Raw genomic sequence first — 18,646 nt, forward strand, 5'->3', positions numbered from 1 at the left:
GCAGTGTTTTCCTTGTTTTAAGCAGCCTTTGCTGCTTTATTTGCCTTGATACGTTTTACCAGCGGCATGCCGATAAAGATGATGGACAGAATCAGTAAGCCGCAGCTTAACGGTCTGGTAACGAATACAGCCAGAGAGCCGTCAGCAAACTTCATGCTCTGAGTCCAGTTGTTCTCCATCATGCTTCCCAGGATAGAAGCAAGGATCAGCGGAGACTGCGGAATCTTGTACTTATTGAAGGTATATCCAATAAATCCGAAGAATACCATGACATAAATGTTGAATACGTTGTTGCTTACTGCAAATGCACCGGTTACACACAGGGTCAGAACGATGCCGCTTAAAATCATACGGTTCAGACGAAGTACTGCGGTTGCAAGGAAGTTACAGTAGTAAACGGAAAGCGGAAGCATGATGATGTTGGCTACGATGAAACCAAGGATAATCATGTATGCCATTTCCGGGGTATCACGGAACAGGGTCGGGCCGGTTCTCAGTCCCTGAATCGTCAGTGCGCCAAGGAACAGGGAAGAGGTAGAGTTTCCAGGAACACCAAGAGACAGAAGCGGAACCATGGAACTTGCTACCACTGCATTGTTTGCTGCCTCAGGAGCCGCAATACCCTCCGGAACGCCAGTACCGAATTCGAGGTTCGGACGACGTCTGGAAGCCTGGTCGTATGCCATGAAGATTGCCATGATCATGCCGGCACCTGGAATAATTCCGATTACGTTACCAATAACACTGGACTGTACCCAGATCGGAAGCAGGCGTTTCGCCATTTCCTTGTCCGGAAGAACCACCTTTACTTTTTTGTAGTTCTCTTTTACATCTTCCTTGAAGTTTTCTACCTTCTGTTTTACTTCTTTCACCTTCGGGGTCTTCTGAATACCCTCGATCATCTCAAGAATTGAAGTAATACCGAACAGGCCGATTAACATCGGGATCAGGGAAATACCATCCATCAGACTGACCTGGCCGAAGGTAAATCTTGCAAGACCGGTCTGCGGGCTCATGCCGATACAACTGAAGATCAGGCCGACAGCCATGGCAAGAATGTTCTTTGCAATGTTGTTGCCTGCCATGCCGATTACGGTACTCATACCAAGAACAGCCAGCATAAAGTACTCCGGCGGGCCAAATTTCAGAGCCTGCTTAGCCAGGAACGGAGACAGGAATAACAGAACGATCGCACTGGTCAGTCCGCCAAAGGTGGAACTGGATATTGCAAGTCCGAGGGCCTGTCCGCTCTTTCCCTGCTGGCTCATCGGATAACCATCATACGCAGTTACCGTAGCAGACGCAGTGCCCGGAATCTTTAACAGAATGGACGGAACAGAACCGCCGCAGGCAGATGCACAGTAAATACCAACCAGAAGACAAATTGCAACCTGTGGTTCCATACCGAATGTGATCGGGATCAGAACCGCCATGGTAATACTGTCGTTCAGTCCCGGAAGGGAACCAACGATCAGGCCGATAACAACACCGCCCAAAAGAGCAAGTAACGCAGTGGGCTGTGCCAGCTGCCCCAAACCTAATAAAATGCCGCTCATACACCCACCTCCTTAGAAATCAAGCAGTATCATCGGCAGCGGAACTGACAATAATACTTTAAAGATAAAGAATACGCATGCAACTGCAAGCGCGGAACACAACAGGGTAACTCCGGTTTTTTTGTAACCCAGGGAACGGATTATGAAAAAGCACAGAGCAAAGGTATCGATGATGTAACCGATTTTCTTTAACAGAAATACATAAACAGCCAGAGCCAGAAGTGTAACTCCAACCATCTTCAGGTTCACGCCTTCCAGCTTTACAACCTGCTGGTGCTTGATCAGAATCTCAACAAATAAGTATACCGCGCAGAGCAGCAGCACACCGGCTGACATGATAGGGAATACACCCTCACTCTCCATCGGAATAGCTTTCACAATAACATAAACCGCAACCAGCATAAACACAATCGGCATAGCCAGTTCGATCATTAATTGCTTTTTATTCACAGCAATTCCTCCTTTTTTATCGTTTTCTTCACACTGTAAGAAAAAATGCGCCGCGCCCGGCTGCTTTATAGCCCGCGAGGCGCGGCGCATCATGGCAGTTAATGCTTACGAATGCTTACAATGTTTACTCGGATTAGTTGCCCTTTAATTCCGGAACCAGAGCCTCCAGATCCTTAGAGCACTGATTAGCATATGCCTGGAAATCTGCTGCGTTCTTGTATGCATACGGAATGGAAGCTTCCTTCATAGCATCAATGAACTTGTCAGAAGTGATGATCTTGTCGAACTCAGATACCAGATAATTGTATACATCATCCGGAACACCGGCCGGGCAAGCGTAGCCACGGAATGCACCAGCTACCAGATCTTCACCCTTTTCTGTGAAGGTCGGTACATCCGGGATGTCTGCATTTCTCTCTTCACCGCCCATTGCAAGGCCGATGATCGTACCATCTTTGATCTGGCTTACAGTCTCACCAACAGCCATGAAAGCTGCATCGCAGTGACCGCCCATCAGCTGCTGCATCTGTACGGATGCACTGTCGTTGTGCAGATACTCAAATTTTAAGCCAAGGTCTTTTGCAAACTGGATTGCTGCAATGTGATGTGCAGTAGAATGACCCGGAGTTGCAACCTTTACGGTATGAGTCTTAGCATACTCAACGAACTCATCATAGGTCTTGTACTCTGCAGTCGGCGGAACTACCAGGATCTCAGGATCGAAGCATACCATGCCGAGCGTCTTGAAGCTGTCCAGAGTGTAGGTTACATCTTTTAACAGCGGGTTGTTTACAACTGCACTGGTGTAAGCCAGTAATGTGTAGCCATCCGGATCTGCGTTAGCCACAGCGGTATGACCGATAACAGCACCGCCGCCTGCCATGTTCTCAACGATCAGGGACTTACCGTCAAAATAATCTTTTCCTGCCGCTTCTGCCAGGATACGAGTGGTGATATCTACACCGCCGCCTGCATCGTAAGGAACGATGATCTTAATGTTCTTTTTCGGGAAATTGTCCGGTTTTGCAGCCTCTTTCACGGTCTCAGCTGCCTTCTCTTCTGCTGCAGTCTCCTCTGCCTTTGTTTCAGCTGCTGCCTCGGTAGCTGCTTCGGTAGCTGCTGCAGTGGTCTCTGCAGGTTTGCTGGAGCATCCTGCTAAAGATGCTGCCATGATTCCTGCGAATAATAATGCTGCCATTCTTTTTTTCATACTGTCTCTCTCCTTTTTCTTTTATCTATCGTTCATTTCCAAGCCTGGTTTATGCCAGCGCTTTCACGATCCGATCAAGTGCCTGTTCTACCGTGGATTTTGGACAGGCGATGTTCATCCGGAGGAATCCCTCTCCATCCGGACCAAAGGTCTTGCCGCTGTTAAATCCAAGCTTCACAGTCTCAACAAAGAATTTGTTTAGCTCGTCCTGACTCATATTCAGTCCGCGGCAGTCCAGCCATACGAAATAAGTACCATCTGCATGGATTGCCTTGATTCCCTTTACATCTTTCAGGGTTTCCTCGACAAGGGCACGGTTCTTTTCAATATAAACTGCAAGCTGGTCTGCATAGTAATCGCACGCTTCATATGCAGTACAGAATGCAATGGTTCCGCAGATATTCTCACCAATCTGCTTATTATTGACTACGATATCATGAACTGCATTCTTGAGTACCGGGTTTGCAGCGATGAAGGCCGCGGTACGGAATCCCGGAACATTGAAGGTCTTGCTTGGGTTCATAAAGGAAACGCTGTTCTGCTCGAATTCCTCACAGATACTTGCAAACGGAATGTGCTTGTGTCCGCTGCTTACGAGATCCTGATGAATCTCATCTGCAAGAACAATTACATGGTATTTCATGCAGATATTTCCAAGCTTTGTAAGTTCCTCTTTCGTAAACACATGACCAGTCGGGTTCTGCGGGTTACAGAGGATAAATAATTTTGTTCTCGGATCTTTACATTTCTCTTCGAAGTCTTCAAAGTCAATCTCGTAATGATCTCCGGTTAAAACCAGCTTGTTTCTTAATAAATGGCGTCCGTTATGATCGGAAAGATCTGAGAACGGCGGATAACACGGAGACTGGATCACAATGTTGTCTCCTGGCTGGCTCAATGCACGTACCGCACAAATCAGTCCGGTAATAACGCCCGGAACAAATTCAACCCATTCCGGATCCACGTCCCACCCGAAACGTTTTTTCTGCCATCCTGCTCCTGCTTTCTTTAAACGCTCGCTAATCGGAGTGTAGCCGTATACGCCCTGCTGCATTCTTGCTACCAGCGCATCTACAACCGGCTGCGGAGCCTTAAAATCACTGTCTGCAATCCACATTGGGATGACATCTTCCGGATATACGGAATATTTTTTGGAATCAGTTCCTCTCCGGTTGACAACCTCGTCAAAATCATGTACCAAACTCATCTTCAGCATTCCCCTTTCTTCATCAGCACCGGTAACCCTCTCCCTATGCCTGTTTTCATCATAGGCTCTGGACCGACATTTGTAAAATACTGCTTTTTGATTGTCCCATAGGCATTTCCTATCAGGACCACTTTGGTATACCATATGTTGAACATGTTTAGAGTCTAAACCCTTTTTTTTAGTTTGTCAATATACCATTGTACAGTTTGTTGTATTCCAATAAAGTTATTGATTTTTTTTGTGCAATTTACCACATAAAAGAAAGTGTGAATTCCGTTTTGATCCGTTTTTTTGCCTTTTCCCTTTATTTTTTTAATTTTGTCTTGTTTTCTAAAGTGGAAAGCTTTTCTTTATGCCCGGATCGCAATCATTTCTTTGTTTGCTTAACCTTATTCCTACTTAACTGGTGTGTTAATATGTTATACTGGATATTTTCCTTTTTGTCAATCTGTTTTCTTTCATTTTTTCCAGAAATACAACCTCGGAAAGCAAAACAGGACTGCCCGTTCAGACAGTCCTGTTTACAGGATATCCATTCTGTTTTGTAATGGATATCCTGTTCTTCTTTATGCTTTTTTTGCTTTCCATTGTTTCCAGAGCGGAAGTCCAATGAAAATAATTGAGAGAATCAGCAGACCGCAGCTTAACGGTCTTGTAACAAACACGCTCAGGGAACCATCCGCAAACTTCATGCTCTGGGTCCAGTTATTCTCCATCATGCTGCCCAGAATGGAAGCCAGAATCAGCGGAGACTGCGGGATTTTATATTTGTTAAAGCTGTAGCCCACGAATCCAAAGAATACCATAACCGCAACATTAAAGATATTGTTGCTTACCGCAAAGGCACCAGTCACACATAATACCAGAACAATGCCGCTTAAGATCTTCCGGTTCAGGCGCAGTACGGCCGTGGCCAGTACATTGCAGTAGTAAACAGACAGCGGAAGCATAATGATATTCGCCAGCAGGAAGCCCAGAATGATCATGTAGGCCATCTCCGGAGTATCACGGAACAGAGTCGGGCCGGTTCTGAGTCCCTGAATAGTCAGCGCGCCCAGAAACAGGGATGAGGTAGAGTTTCCGGGAACGCCCAGAGACAGAAGAGGTACCATGGAGCTTGCTACCACTGCGTTATTGGCTGATTCCGGCGCTGCAACGCCCTCCGGTACGCCAGTACCAAATTCCAGATTCGGACATCTTCTGGAAGCCTGATCATAAGCCATGAAGATCGCCATGATCATGCCGGCACCCGGGATGATTCCGATGACATTACCAATGACACTGGACTGGATCCAGATTGGAAGCAGGCGTTTGGCCATAGCCCGATCCGGCAGTGTTACCTTTACCTTCTGGTAATTCTCTTTTACGTCCTCCACAAACTGCCTGGCATCGGTCTTTCCCTTGATGGATTCGATCATTTCTAATATAGAAGTAATACCGAAGAGACCGATCAGCATTGGAATCAGGGAAATCCCATCCATCAGACTGACCTGTCCAAAGGTGAAACGGGCCAGTCCGGTCTGCGGGCTCATGCCAATACAGCTGAATAAAAGGCCGACGGCCATGGCCAGAATATTTTTTACCACGTTCTTTCCAGCCATGCCGATTACCGTACTCATGCCAAGGATGGCCAGCATGAAATATTCCGGCGGGCCGAATTTCAAAGCCTGACGGGCCAGGAACGGAGACAGAAACAGCAGAACAATTGCACTGCTGATGCCGCCGAAGGTAGAACTGGAGATAGCCAGTCCCAGCGCCTCGCCGCTCTTTCCCTTCTGTGACATCGGGTAACCGTCATAGGCTGTTACAGTAGCGGATGCAGTTCCCGGAATCTTTAACAGAATAGACGGTACAGAGCCGCCGCACGCGGATGCACAGTAAATTCCGATCAGCAGACAGATGGCTACGCATGGCTCCATGCCAAATGTGATCGGGATCAGAACTGCCATGGTAATGCTGTCGTTCAGTCCAGGAAGCGAACCAACAATCAGTCCGATCACCACGCCTCCAAGCAATGCCAGCAGGGCCATCGGCTGAGCCAGCTGCCCTAACCCAAGTAAAATACCGCTCATACATTTCCCTCCTCGCGTTAAAAATCAAGTATGATCATTGGAAGCGGCACAGACAGCACCACCTTAAAAATCACAAACACTGCAGCCACCGCAACTGCGGAGCAGACTGCGATCATGCCATACTTCCGGTATCCCAGTGAGCGGATAATAAACGCGCAGAGAAGAAACGTATCAATGACATAACCGATTTTTTTCAGCAGGAACACATATACCAGCAGAGCCAGCAGCGTAATTCCCACCATTTTCAGATTTACGCCCTGCAGATTCACGACCGCCTGCTGCTTTTTCAGTGTCTGGAACAGCAGATACACTGCACAAAGAAACAGAACTCCTGCAGACATCATGGGAAAGATCCCCTCACTTCCCATGGATAATGACTGAACCGCTACGTAAGCTGCCATCAGAATAAAGGCAGCCGGCATAGCAAGCTCGATGATCCGTTGCTTTTTACTCATCCCACAACCTCCTTACCTTCTTTTGTACGCGCGTTAAGGAAAATGAAAATAATAATTGGCCTGTTTAGATTCTAAACCCTAAGGCTCCCTCTTGTGAAGTTAATATGTTGTTAACTTCGTCGCCGTTTCTCTAAACATTTCTTAACTCTTTTATGCATTTTATACAATAAAACGGAGCCACCTGTTCTGGCAGCTCCGCTTTGCTGAATTCCCTGTTCTGTTTTATGATCCGTATTGCAGTTACATTTGTTTCTTTCTGGCTTCTTTTTTCTGCTGTATCCTCCGCTGCTGTACCTCCCGGCGTACGGAAAGCCAGGTCTCCAGCACATCAAAGGCCAGATTAATTTCCTTATCACTGTAAAACTTCCGGACCTGATTGATGGACTCGCCGGAATGTTCCTCATCAAACTGCCGATGTGCCTGGTCCAGACTCTTTCCCTTTTCCGTCAGGAACAACGGGCATTTGTTCTCGCCCTTGGATTCTCCGCGGCAGATCAGCCCCTTATCCTCAATCTTTTTTAAAATCTGGGAAATGGCGCCCTTTGTCTTGCCGTTGTGCCTGGCCAGTTCTGTCACCGTAATTCCCGGATTGTCCGCAATGTGCTTCAGCGTATGAACTTCTACCGAAGTATACTCCTCCCCGGTTCCGTAGTCCCGCGGAACCTTGGTGGAAATATAAAGGTTCGCCACCTGGTGGATGATATCCACAGCCTCTGCATTGCTGTATTCTTTATTGACCCGCTTTGCATCCATGGCCTCTCCCCTATTCTTTCATTTTTTCATGCTCGGCCATGACCCGTTTCAGTGCCCTGCTCAGATGGAATTTCATATATTTGCTGGCATCCTCGGCATTTCCGCTCTCAATCTTATAAAGAATCGCCTCATGATCCATGAGAGTAGAATCACTGACACTCTCCGGACGCATGGTATACTGCTTGGAAATTTCCAGAAGATCGTAGAGACTGCGGTACAGATTTTCCAGTACCGGGTTCTTGGCCGCCGTGATCACCCGCAGATGAAACGCATGAGATGACCTGGTAAGGGATTCGCTGTCCGATTCCGGATCATCGATGGCCACCGACATTGCCTGAATTGCTTCGCGGATCTGCACAATGTCCTCATCGGTATGCCGAAGCGCCGCGTAGTATGCCGCTGCGGATTCCAGGAAAATTCGCACTTCAAACAGATTTTCTATGGTTTCCTGGGTGATCTCCGTCGCAAAATTAGCCCCCGGCGTAAACAGCTGCACATCCACTCTCTGGATGGTCATACCATCCGGGCCATTGTTGATAATTCCAATATATTCAAGGATTCTCAAGGCCTCCCGCACCGGAACCCGGCTGACACCAAACTGAGAAGCCAGTTCCCGCTCTGACGGAATCGGATCTCCTTCTTTCATCTGTCCGGACAGGATCTGCTGACGGAACCAGTCCAGAATCACCTCATAGTATTTGTTTCCAGACCTGGACGCTTTCTTCTCTTCCATAGTTTTCCCCTCTGTTTCTCCTGTGAAAATCTCATAACAAATGATGTGTTTGTTCCGTTTTTCACATTTTCTTATATAAAAGATACAATAAAACCTCTGTTATTGTCAATAGTTCCCAAAAATACCCCGGCATTTTTTATAATTTTTTTCTCATTTTCCCTTTTCTTTTGTGATTATGTGTGGTATTCTGTACATAAGAACTGGTATACCACCAGTGAAAACGACAAAATCCGTGTTTTTGTTTATTACGAATTCATTCATCTGTGAGGAGGTTTTATATGAGCAGTTCAAATCAGGAAACCCGGAAACTGGCCGCTTATATCAAGGATATGAATTATGACCATTTTGATGAACATACCATTGACATCACCAAAATGTGTATCCTCGATTTCATGGGCGTAGCCATTGCCGGTTCCGCAAAGAAAGAATCATCCATCTGGAAAGAATATTATGCCGAGAAGGTAACCGCTCCCCAGGCCAGCCTGTTCCAACCTGGTTTTCAGAATATGACTGCTGAGCAGGCCGCCGCGCTGAACGCGGTATTTGGCCACGTCATGGATATGGACGATGTGCACAACGCATCCATCACCCATCTGGCTGTCATCACCGTTCCGACCGCTTTTGCCCTTGCGCAGAAGCTTCACCTGAGCGGCAGACAGGTAATCGAAGCAGTGGCTGCAGGCTATGAGGCAGGTGCCCGCATCGGAGAGACCATCAACCCTTCCTCCTATAAATACTGGCATACTACCGCGGTAGTTGGTGCCTTTTCCTCCGGTGCCACCGCCTCTAAGCTGCTTGGTCTCACGGAAGAACAGATGGTAAACTGCTTTGGCTCCGCTGGAACCCAGGCTGCGGGCCTGTGGGAATTCCTGGCAAGCGGATCCATGAGCAAGGTTCTTCACACCGCAAATGCGAACCTCTGCGGTATGCGGGCTGCTGAGCTTGCAAAACTTGGCTTTACCGGTGCCCCTGCCATTCTGGAGGGAGAGCGTGCTTTTGTAAATGCCCTTGCCCCTGAGCATGACATGAACAATCTGGTAAAGGGCTTCGGCGAAGGCTATCGTATCACGGAAAACTCATTCAAGCCATATGCATGCTGCCGCCACACCCATTCCGCAGATTACTGTGTTGAGAAGATTCTTGCAGCGCATGACATCAATCCGGACGATATCGTATCCATTACGGACGATACCTACAGCACCGCGGTACAGACCACAAACAACCCATATCCGGAGAATCCGTATGCAGCCAAGTTCAGTGTTCAGTTCTGTATTGCCGCTGCCATCATCTTACGGGATTTAAGCGACCGGGTATTTACCATCGAGAACATCAACAATCCGAAGATCAAAGAGCTGATGTCCAAGATCAAAGTCAACATCAGTCCGAAGCTGGATGACGAGTTCCATCAGGATCCGAACCAGTGGTCCCACAAGCTCACCATCACCATGAAGAACGGCGAGGTTATCACGAATCAGGTAGATTACCCGATCGGTGACTTCAAGAATCCATTCGACTGGGCTATGGCTGACCGCAAATTCCGCCTGCTGACGGAGGATATGCTTGGTGCCGACGTGGTTACCCACCTGTTAGACAACCTGCATAACCTGGAAACATTCGATGATATCAACAAAGTATTTCAATTATCATAAACCCAATACCATTTAAGGAGGTTTTTATTATGGAAAAAGAACTGATGAAAGAAGCCATGCATGATGCCTGCATCAGAGCCGTAACCGAAATTTCAGCTGATGTAAAAGCACTGGTTCAGGCTGCTCTGGACCGTGAAACCAACGAGACCGCAAAGAGCATGCTTTCTTCCATGCTGGAGAACCTGGATATTGCAAAGGCCCAGGACAAGGCAGTCTGCCAGTCCCCGGGATATCCGACCACCTGGATTTCCTATGGCGATGACAATTTCCCGTCTTTCGCAAAAGAGACCATCGCAGAAGCACTTGGCGAAGCTACCAAAAAAGGCTATCTCCGTCCGAGTATCGTAGATCCGTTAACCCGTCACAATCCTGGCAATAACACCGGTAAGGGTGTTCCGAATATTGAGTACCAGTACAATCCGGGTCAGGATTATGTGGATTTCATTATCAGCTTCAAGGGCTGCGGCGCAGAGCTTGGTAACGCCATGAAGATTTTTACCACTGCTACCTTAAAGCTGGACAAAGATTTTGAGGGCTTAAAACGTTTCGTTCTGGAAACCGCCATCAACGCAGGCGGCAAGCCATGCCCGCCGTTTGGTATCGGTATCGGTATCGGCGGACAGATGGATATCGCATCCAAATTAAGCCGTGAAGCAATCAGCACCCGTAACTGGTCCGACACCAATCCGGATCCGCTCCTTGCAAGACTGGAAGACGAGCTGCGTGACAACATCAACAAGCTCGGCCTTGGCGCAGCAGGCACCGGCGGTGACACCGTATGTCTGGCTGTTAAGATCGGAACTGCCGCAACTCATACCGCAATTGCTCCGGTAGCCATCAACTTCCACTGCTGGGTAGCAAGACGTGCCGGCATCCGTATGTACAACGACGGACGCATTGAAAAACTTCTGTAATCAGTATCGGATCAGAAAGGAGATCACAATCTTATGGAAAAGAAAGTTCTTACTATGCCTATTAAAGAAGAGGATGTCCGTGAGTTAAAACTCGGCGACGTCGTATATCTGACCGGCCATATCTTTACATCCAGAGATATGGGACATTTAAGAATCCGCCAGTTACTGGAGAAAGGTGAGCCGCTGCCGAAGGATTTCCACGGCGCTGCTATCTTCCACGCTGGCCCGGTATGTTTAAAGAATGAGGATGGTTCCTGGCGCTTAAACGTAATCGGACCGACCACCAGCATCCGCATGGAGCCGTACGCTGACATGGTTGGAAAACTTGGTGTCAGAGCCGTTGTCGGAAAGGGCGGCATGGAGAAAGATACTCTGGCAGCCTGTGAAAAATATGGCTATGTTTACCTTCAGGCAGCTCCTGGCTGTGCTGCGAAACTTGCACAGGGAATCAAGGGTATTCAGGATGTTACCTGGTTTGAGATGGGTATGCCGGAGGCACTCTGGGATCTGGAAGCCGTTGAATTTGGTCCGCTGGTAGTCGGCATGGATACTCACGGAAACAGCATCTATAAGAATCTGAAGGAAGCAGCTTTCAAGAAACTGGATGAGATTTATCCGGCATAACTTGCAATTTCATACAAAATCCAGTATGATGAAACCAGTGTTTCTGCATTCAATGCGGCACTGAGGTATAATATGATCATAACAGCGCTGGGCGGCAGGCCCGGGGTGGCCCCCGTCCTGCTCTCCAGGGCTGTTTTTGTTTTAAAATTAACGATTTAAGGAGGGTTTTTACAACATGGAGTACAGAACAGAACATGATTCAATGGGCGAGGTTCAGGTCCCTGCAGACCGCTACTGGGGTGCACAGACTCAAAGAAGCTACCAGAACTTCCGGATCGGCATCGAGAAAATCCCGAACGAAGTCATCCGCGCTTTTGCAATCTTAAAAAAGGCAGCCGCTATGGCCAACAACCGTCTTGGCAAAATGGATGACAAACGCGCTGGACTGATTGCCCAGGCCTGCGATGAGATTCTGGAGGGCAGGCTGGAGGGCAACTTCCCGTTAGCTGTATGGCAGACCGGAAGCGGCACCCAGTCCAATATGAACGTAAATGAGGTCATTGCCAACCGGGCCAATGAGATTGCCGGTGAGAAGCTGATCCATCCAAATGACCATTCGAATATGTCCCAGAGTTCCAATGACACGTTTCCGACGGCCATGCACATTGCGGCAGCTACCGAGATTGAAGACAAGCTCTTCCCGGCCATCGACCGACTGACAGCAACCTTTGACCGCCTGATGAAGGAAAATGAAGGCATCATCAAGACCGGACGCACCCATCTGCAGGATGCAACCCCGATCACCTTCTCCCAGGAGATCAGCGGCTGGAAAAATATGCTGGAGAAATCCAAAGCCATGCTGGAGCTGGCGCTTCCGGGACTTCGTGAGCTGGCTCTGGGCGGAACCGCAGTCGGAACCGGCTTAAACGCACCGAAGGGCTTTGACACTGAGGTAGCAAAGGCCGTTTCCGAGCTGACCGGCAAACCGTTTGTAACTGCATCCAACAAGTTCCACTCTCTCACCAGCAAGGACGAGCTGGTATTCGCTCACGGCGCATTAAAAGGCCTTGCGGCGGATATGATGAAAATCGCCAACGATGTACGCTGGCTGGCCAGCGGCCCGCGCTGCGGCTTAGGCGAAATCTTTATTCCGGAGAACGAGCCGGGAAGCTCTATCATGCCGGGTAAGGTAAATCCGACCCAGTGTGAGTCCGTTACCATGGTAGCAGTCCAGGTGATCGCCAACGATACCGCAGTCGGTATGGCAGCATCCCAGGGCAACTTTGAGCTGAACGTATTTATGCCGGTGCTGATCTACAACTTCCTGCAGTCCGTCCGCCTGTTAACCGACTCCCTGACCTCCTTCAACGACAACTGCGCATGCGGCATCCGCGCCAACAAGGAAAAGATGGATGACAACCTGCACCGGTCCCTGATGCTGGTTACCTGCCTGAATCCATACATCGGATACGAGAACGCAGCCAAGACCGCCAAAAAGGCTTACAAGGAAAATATTTCCCTGAAGGATGCCTGCGTAGCCCTGGGATTCCTGACCGCAGAGCGTTTTGACGAGGTATTTAAACCGGAACAGATGGTATAATTTCATTTTTTATAACAAGATCATAGCAAAGGAGAACAAGAACATGGATATCAACGAAGCTTCTTTAAAAATGCACTATGAGTTAGGCGGCAAGATCGAGGTTGTTTCCCGCAAGAAAATCGAGACCAGAGAGGATCTGTCCCTGGCTTACACTCCAGGCGTTGCAGAACCGTGCCGCGTCATCGCCAAGGACTACGAGCAGTCCTTTAAGCTGACCCGCCGTGGGAATCTGGTTGCTGTCATCACTGACGGCACTGCTGTTCTGGGGCTTGGCGACATCGGACCGGCCGCAGGCATGCCAGTTATGGAAGGCAAATGTGCACTCTTCAAGGAGTTCGCCGACGTAGACGCATTCCCGATCTGCATCGATTCCAAGGATACCGACACTATCGTCCAGACCATCTACCTGATCTCCAAGAGCTTCGGCGGCATCAACCTGGAGGATATTGCTGCTCCGCGCTGCTTCGAAATTGAGCGCCGCTTAAAGGAGATCTGCGACATCCCGGTATTCCACGATGACCAGCATGGTACCGCCATCGTCGTTGCTGCAGCCCTGATCAATGCCATGAAGGTAACCAAAAAAGAGATGGGCAAGATGCGCATCGTCATCAACGGCGCAGGCGCAGCCGGCATCGCAATTGGTAAGCACCTCATCAACATGGGCTTCGGTAATGTAATCATGTGCGATATCAATGGCATCATCTGCGAAGGTGATGAGGGCTTAAATGCCGGCCAGGAAGAGATTTCCCATGTCAGCAACTTAAACCACGAGCACGGCAAGCTGGCAGACGCCTTAAAGGGTGCTGACGCATTCATCGGTGTATCCCGCCCGGGCCTGGTAACCAAAGAGATGGTTTCCACCATGAACAATGGTATCGTCTTCGCTATGGCTAACCCGACCCCGGAGATCATGCCGGATGAGGCACTGGCTGGCGGCGCTGCGGTTGTAGGTACCGGTCGTTCCGACTTCCCGAACCAGATCAACAATGTTCTGGTATTTCCGGGTGTCTTCAAAGGTGCGCTCTCCGTTCGTGCGAAAGAGATCACCGAACTGATGAAGGAGCGTGCTTCCTACGCCATCGCAAGCCTGATTCCGGACGACCAGCTGACCGCAGAGAACATCATCGCTTCCCCGCTTGACAAGACCGTAGCTGACGTAGTCGCTAAGGCTGTAGCTGACACCGCTGTAGAGCAGGGCATCGCAAGAGTTTAATGACAACAATAAAAAAATATGGGGCTGCCGCTATTGCGACAGCCCCTTTCGCATCCTATAAGCTTCTCTCTCTGCGCGCATACGGCGGAAGAAGAAGCGGAGATACACGGTCGGTGTGAATGCCGGCAGCTTCCAGCTCCTCGGCAAACTTCTCCACATGATCCAGATTCGGTGTGCCAAGCTCTACTTCATGGGTAAGCTCTGCGGCATGCTTTCCTGCATCACGGCCAAATACAATGATATCTAACAGGGAGTTGCCCATCAGACGGTTGCGTCCGTGGATTCCTCCGACAGCCTCGCCTGCTACCAGCAGGTTCGGGATGTTGATGGTCGCGCAGTCTGCGCCGATCTCCAGACCGCCATTCTGATAATGCAGGGTCGGGTAGATCAGGATCGGCACCTTACGCATATCAATGCCATAGTTCATGTACATACGTAGCATAGCCGGGATACGCTTCTCAATGGTTCCCTCGCCGTGGATCATCTCGATCATCGGGGTATCCAGCCATACGCCATAGCCGCCGCCCGGAGTCGGAACACCATTTCCGCGTGCCGTGCACTCACGGATAATAGACGCTGCGGATACATCACGGGTCTCCAGCGGATGCATGAAGGCTTCGCCCTCACAGTTTACCAGCTGGGCACCTACGGAACGTACCTTCTCGGTTACCAGGGCACCAAACAGCTGAGCCGGGTAAGCAACACCGGTCGGGTGATACTGAATGGTATCCTGGTACAGCAGATTTGCTCCTGCACGGTATCCCAGAACCAGTCCATCTGCAGTTGCGCCGTAGTGATTGGAGGTCGGGAAGCCCTGGTAATGCAGGCGTCCTGCGCCGCCGGTTGCAATAATAACAACCTTTGCTCTTACGATCAGGTACTCATCTGTCTCCATATTCTGGAGAACCGCACCTGCTACCTGGCCCTTCTCATCTTTGATCAGCTCAATCGCGGAAGTAAAATCTACAACCGGAATGCCACGATTGATGACTTCATCGCGCAGTACACGCATGATCTCTGCACCAGAGTAATCGGCACAGGCATGCATTCTCTTTCTGGAAGTACCGCCGCCGTGGGTGGTTACCATGGTGCCATCCGGGTTCTTATCGAACATAACACCCAGATCGTTCAGCCACTGAATGGCTTCCGGTGCTTCCATAACCAGTTTGGATAACAGCTCCGGCTTTGCAGCGAAATGTCCGCCGCCGAACGCATCCAGATAATGTCTCTGCGGAGAGTCGTTCTCTTTGTCTGCTGCCTGGATGCCGCCCTCTGCCATCATGGTGTTGGCGTCACCGATTCTTAACTTGGTCACAATCATGACGTTAGCTCCGCCATTGTGAGCCTCAATGGCTGCGGAAGCACCTGCTCCGCCGCCGCCGATAACCAGAACATCCACATCGTAGTCCGGATGTGTAAGGTCAATATCCTTGCCCAGCACACGGCTGTTTGCCTGTAACAGATCTGCCAGCTCAGCCGGTGCCTTCTCGCCCTTGTTCGGGCCCATCTTTAAGGTTGCAAATCCGCTCTCCTTGTAGTCAGGATGAAACTCTTTCAGCAGATTGTCTTTTTCATCCGCATCCATACGACGTAATTCTTTTCCGATTCTGGATGTTCTGGATGCCTCTACTTTTTTAATGGATTCCAGCATTTCCTCTGTATACATGACTTCATCCCTCCCTTATTTCTCGATATCGCGGTTATTGTACAGTTCCTTCATCTGGTCGATCGGGGTTTCCATGATCTGCTCAATCAGCTGATCATACTCGCCATGGCGAATCTCATCCACACGTTTCTCCAGATGTTTGCTTTCCGGTGCAATGTACTTACCAGTCAGTCTTCTGGCCAGCAGTCCTACCATCGGATGGGAGATTCCGGCCGGGCATCTGGTGGAACAGATTCCGCAGCTCACGCAGTCAAAGGATTCCTTTGCGCATTTCTCGAAATCACCTCTCTGGGCGTAGGCAATATACTGCATAACATTTAACTTCTGCGGGCATGCCTTGGTGCAGGCATTACAGCCGATACAGCTGTAAATCTCCGGATACAGCTCCATCATAATCTGCTCGTTCGGGCGAAGATCTTCGATGTCGTAAGTGCGTTTGTCGGTCGGGAAGAACGGAATGCTTGCCACATACATTCCCTCCTGTACCTGAGTCTGGCAGGCCAGGCAGGTCTTTAACTCATTCTGTCCCTTGATGCGGTAGATTGTTGCGCAGGCACCGCAGAATCCGTGACGGCAGCCACAGCCTCTTACCAGTTTGTATCCGGCATACTCCATAGCGGTCATGATGGTCAGATCTGCCGGCACCGTATATTTTTTACCATAGAAATAAACATTTACCATTTCCTGCATTTTTTTATCCTTCCTGATTATCCTCGTAATCCAGTCTTAGTACTCATCCGGCAGCTCGTCTACCTCGTCGCACCGGAATACCGGTCCGTCCTTGCAGACATACTTGGAACCGATGTTGCAGCGTCCGCATTTGCCGATGCCGCACTTCATGCGGAGTTCCAGGGTGGTATACACCTGGGTCTTCTCAAATCCCATCTCCTGCAGTGCCGCCAGCACAAATTTGATCATGATCGGCGGTCCGCAGACCAGAACGGTTTTATCTACTGAGAATTCCAGTTCTTTTAAATAGGAAGGAACAAAGCCTACATGGCCGTCCCATTCCGGCTGCTCCCGGTCGATGGTCAGGTATACATTCACGCCCTTGTCTTTGGTCCACTCGTTCTGGATCTCATCCAGACCAACCAGATCTTCCTTGGAGCGGGAACCGTAAAGGATATCCACCGTACCATAATTTTCACGGTTATCCATCACGTAATTGATGACGGAACGAAGCGGTGCCAGGCCGATACCGCCTGCTACGAACAGAAGGTTCTGTCCCTTTAACACCGTTTCCACCGGGAATGCGTTGCCGTAAGGTCCTCTTACGGTCAGCTCATCTCCGACTTCCATGGTATGAAGATAATCGGTCAGGGTTCCGCAGCGCTTGATGCTGAACTCCTGATATTCTTTGTTGGTCGGGGAAGAGGTAATGGAAAACATAGCCTCGCCCACACCAGGTACGCTGATCATGGCGCACTGTCCAGGCATATGCTCAAACAACTTTCCGCCCTCCGGACGCTCTACCCGGAATGTCTTGACATCCGGGGTCTGATCCTTGATATCCGTGATCACACCGACCATCGGCACTAATTCATCGTGTTTATGGCTTCCGCCGCATCCACAGCTACACATCTTCTGTCACCCCCAGACTCTTGATCACCTTCAGGATGTTTAATCCGGAAGGACACTTGTTCACACAGCGGCCACAGCCCACGCAGGAGAAGAGACCGTCATTGTTTTCCGGATAGTATACCAGCTTATGCATGAATCTCTGACGGAAACGTTCCTTCTGGCTCTTACGGTTGTTGCCGTGGGCCATCAGGGTAAAGTCGGAATACATGCAGGAATCCCAGCAGCGGAATCTGCGGATTCCTTTTCCGGTGTCATAATCGCGGATGTCATAGCACTGGCAGGTCGGGCACACGAAGGTGCAGGTACCGCAGGCCAAACACGGTTTATAAAGCTCCTCCCATTTCGGAGAATCGAAGATCTCCTGCATCGGGGTGTTTTTGAAATAATCTAGGGAAAGATTGCTGTAAGGAAGTTTTTCCGTAATGGCGCGAATTGCGTCCTTCTCTGCTTCCACCGTCTTCTCGTCTGCATCGGCAAAGAATTCCTTCAGGGACTCTGTGAAAGCAGTTCCCTTTTCTGTTACCGGTTTCCAGTACAGTTCCTCTCCAATGCTCCAGGTTACCACATCGCCGGACGGCTCTGCGGCATCGATTCCAAATGCCTTACAAAAGCAGGTTGTATCCGGTTCATGGCAGGCTCTAGAAATCAGGATTCCATGTTCTCTGCGGGACTGGTAGTAACTGTCTACCGGATCAGCCAGAAATACGCGGTCCAGAACTTCAATGCCCTTTACATCACAGGCCCGGATACCGAACACAGCGAAAGGTTCTTCACAAAGCTTCTGGGGATCAATGGAGATTTTCTTTCCTTCTTTATAACAGGTATACAGCGTTTCACTCTGCGGGAAAAAAACATCTTTTGGAGATTTTACCGCGTTCAGGGCATCCAGCGCTGCTTTATCGTCTTTCGTCCAGATTCCGTAATTTACCTGACCGTTCTTTTCTAGCGGCATGTAAAGATCCATATTTTCTGCGATGGCGGCAAAGAGTAACGGAAGTTTTTCATTTGAAATTTTATACATAT

At 49.4% G+C, this 18,646-nt stretch carries 17 protein-coding genes; 5 read left to right on the forward strand and 12 right to left on the reverse strand.

Going from position 1 to position 18,646, the window contains the following annotated elements; genetic code table 11:
* Window positions 1–17: 17 nt before the first annotated feature.
* The 8 genes from DWY84_RS02065 to DWY84_RS02100 form a co-directional block, all read right to left on the reverse strand.
* A complete protein-coding gene (locus tag DWY84_RS02065; RefSeq protein WP_118530415.1) occupies window positions 18–1,556 on the reverse strand; it encodes a tripartite tricarboxylate transporter permease in 1,539 nt (512 codons plus the stop codon).
* Window positions 1,557–1,568: 12 nt separating this feature from the next.
* Window positions 1,569–2,006 carry a tripartite tricarboxylate transporter TctB family protein gene (locus DWY84_RS02070; protein ID WP_178716544.1) on the reverse strand — a complete coding sequence of 146 codons (438 nt, stop codon included), beginning with the start codon at window positions 2,004–2,006 and terminating at the stop codon, window positions 1,569–1,571.
* 133 nt (window positions 2,007–2,139) lie between these two features.
* A complete protein-coding gene (locus DWY84_RS02075; RefSeq protein WP_118530419.1) occupies window positions 2,140–3,216 on the reverse strand; it encodes a tripartite tricarboxylate transporter substrate binding protein in 1,077 nt (358 codons plus the stop codon).
* 49 nt (window positions 3,217–3,265) lie between these two features.
* Window positions 3,266–4,423 carry a MalY/PatB family protein gene (locus DWY84_RS02080; protein WP_243024714.1) on the reverse strand — a complete coding sequence of 386 codons (1,158 nt, stop codon included), beginning with the start codon at window positions 4,421–4,423 and terminating at the stop codon, window positions 3,266–3,268.
* A gap of 566 nt (window positions 4,424–4,989) precedes the next feature.
* Window positions 4,990–6,495 carry a tripartite tricarboxylate transporter permease gene (locus DWY84_RS02085; protein WP_118530421.1) on the reverse strand — a complete coding sequence of 502 codons (1,506 nt, stop codon included), beginning with the start codon at window positions 6,493–6,495 and terminating at the stop codon, window positions 4,990–4,992.
* Window positions 6,496–6,512: 17 nt separating this feature from the next.
* Window positions 6,513–6,950: a tripartite tricarboxylate transporter TctB family protein gene (locus DWY84_RS02090; RefSeq protein WP_118530423.1), complete on the reverse strand. Its 438-nt coding sequence runs from the start codon at window positions 6,948–6,950 to the stop codon at window positions 6,513–6,515.
* Window positions 6,951–7,190: 240 nt separating this feature from the next.
* Window positions 7,191–7,703, reverse strand: a complete 513-nt coding sequence (locus DWY84_RS02095; RefSeq protein ID WP_118530425.1) for a helix-turn-helix domain-containing protein — start codon at window positions 7,701–7,703, stop codon at window positions 7,191–7,193.
* A gap of 10 nt (window positions 7,704–7,713) precedes the next feature.
* The gene (locus tag DWY84_RS02100; RefSeq protein WP_118530427.1) at window positions 7,714–8,436 is read right to left on the reverse strand and encodes a FadR/GntR family transcriptional regulator; all 723 of its coding nucleotides are present in this window, start codon (window positions 8,434–8,436) and stop codon (window positions 7,714–7,716) included.
* Between the two features lie 278 nt (window positions 8,437–8,714).
* Here DWY84_RS02100 and DWY84_RS02105 point away from each other — a divergent pair, with 278 nt between their 5' ends.
* From DWY84_RS02105 to DWY84_RS02125, 5 genes are all read left to right on the forward strand, one after another.
* The gene (locus DWY84_RS02105; RefSeq protein ID WP_118530429.1) at window positions 8,715–10,085 is read left to right on the forward strand and encodes an MmgE/PrpD family protein; all 1,371 of its coding nucleotides are present in this window, start codon (window positions 8,715–8,717) and stop codon (window positions 10,083–10,085) included.
* 29 nt (window positions 10,086–10,114) lie between these two features.
* Complete coding sequence (locus DWY84_RS02110) at window positions 10,115–10,999, forward strand: fumarate hydratase (protein WP_118530431.1); 885 nt, start codon at window positions 10,115–10,117, stop codon at window positions 10,997–10,999.
* Window positions 11,000–11,032: 33 nt separating this feature from the next.
* The gene (locus tag DWY84_RS02115) at window positions 11,033–11,623 is read left to right on the forward strand and encodes a FumA C-terminus/TtdB family hydratase beta subunit (RefSeq protein ID WP_118530433.1); all 591 of its coding nucleotides are present in this window, start codon (window positions 11,033–11,035) and stop codon (window positions 11,621–11,623) included.
* Window positions 11,624–11,798: 175 nt separating this feature from the next.
* Window positions 11,799–13,163: a class II fumarate hydratase gene (gene fumC, locus DWY84_RS02120; RefSeq protein ID WP_118530435.1), complete on the forward strand. Its 1,365-nt coding sequence runs from the start codon at window positions 11,799–11,801 to the stop codon at window positions 13,161–13,163.
* 43 nt (window positions 13,164–13,206) lie between these two features.
* Window positions 13,207–14,376: an NADP-dependent malic enzyme gene (locus tag DWY84_RS02125; protein WP_118530437.1), complete on the forward strand. Its 1,170-nt coding sequence runs from the start codon at window positions 13,207–13,209 to the stop codon at window positions 14,374–14,376.
* 55 nt (window positions 14,377–14,431) lie between these two features.
* Here DWY84_RS02125 and DWY84_RS02130 read toward each other — a convergent pair whose 3' ends face one another.
* From DWY84_RS02130 to DWY84_RS02145, 4 genes are read right to left on the reverse strand one after another with little or no spacing between them, the layout of a single operon-like run.
* Window positions 14,432–16,042, reverse strand: coding sequence for an FAD-dependent oxidoreductase (locus tag DWY84_RS02130; RefSeq protein ID WP_118530439.1), 1,611 nt, complete (start codon window positions 16,040–16,042; stop codon window positions 14,432–14,434).
* 15 nt (window positions 16,043–16,057) lie between these two features.
* Window positions 16,058–16,732 (reverse strand): 4Fe-4S dicluster domain-containing protein, encoded by a 675-nt coding sequence (locus DWY84_RS02135; RefSeq protein WP_118530441.1) that lies wholly within the window; start codon window positions 16,730–16,732, stop codon window positions 16,058–16,060.
* A 36-nt stretch (window positions 16,733–16,768) separates the two neighbouring features.
* Window positions 16,769–17,623: an FAD/NAD(P)-binding protein gene (locus DWY84_RS02140; RefSeq protein ID WP_118530443.1), complete on the reverse strand. Its 855-nt coding sequence runs from the start codon at window positions 17,621–17,623 to the stop codon at window positions 16,769–16,771.
* The gene (locus DWY84_RS02145; RefSeq protein WP_118530445.1) at window positions 17,616–18,644 is read right to left on the reverse strand and encodes a 4Fe-4S dicluster domain-containing protein; all 1,029 of its coding nucleotides are present in this window, start codon (window positions 18,642–18,644) and stop codon (window positions 17,616–17,618) included. The genes DWY84_RS02140 and DWY84_RS02145 overlap by 8 nt, the downstream gene beginning before the upstream one ends.
* Window positions 18,645–18,646: the final 2 nt, after the last annotated feature.

The organism is Clostridium sp. AF27-2AA (assembly GCF_003478505.1).
In the GTDB taxonomy this organism is placed as follows: domain Bacteria; phylum Bacillota; class Clostridia; order Lachnospirales; family Lachnospiraceae; genus Brotaphodocola.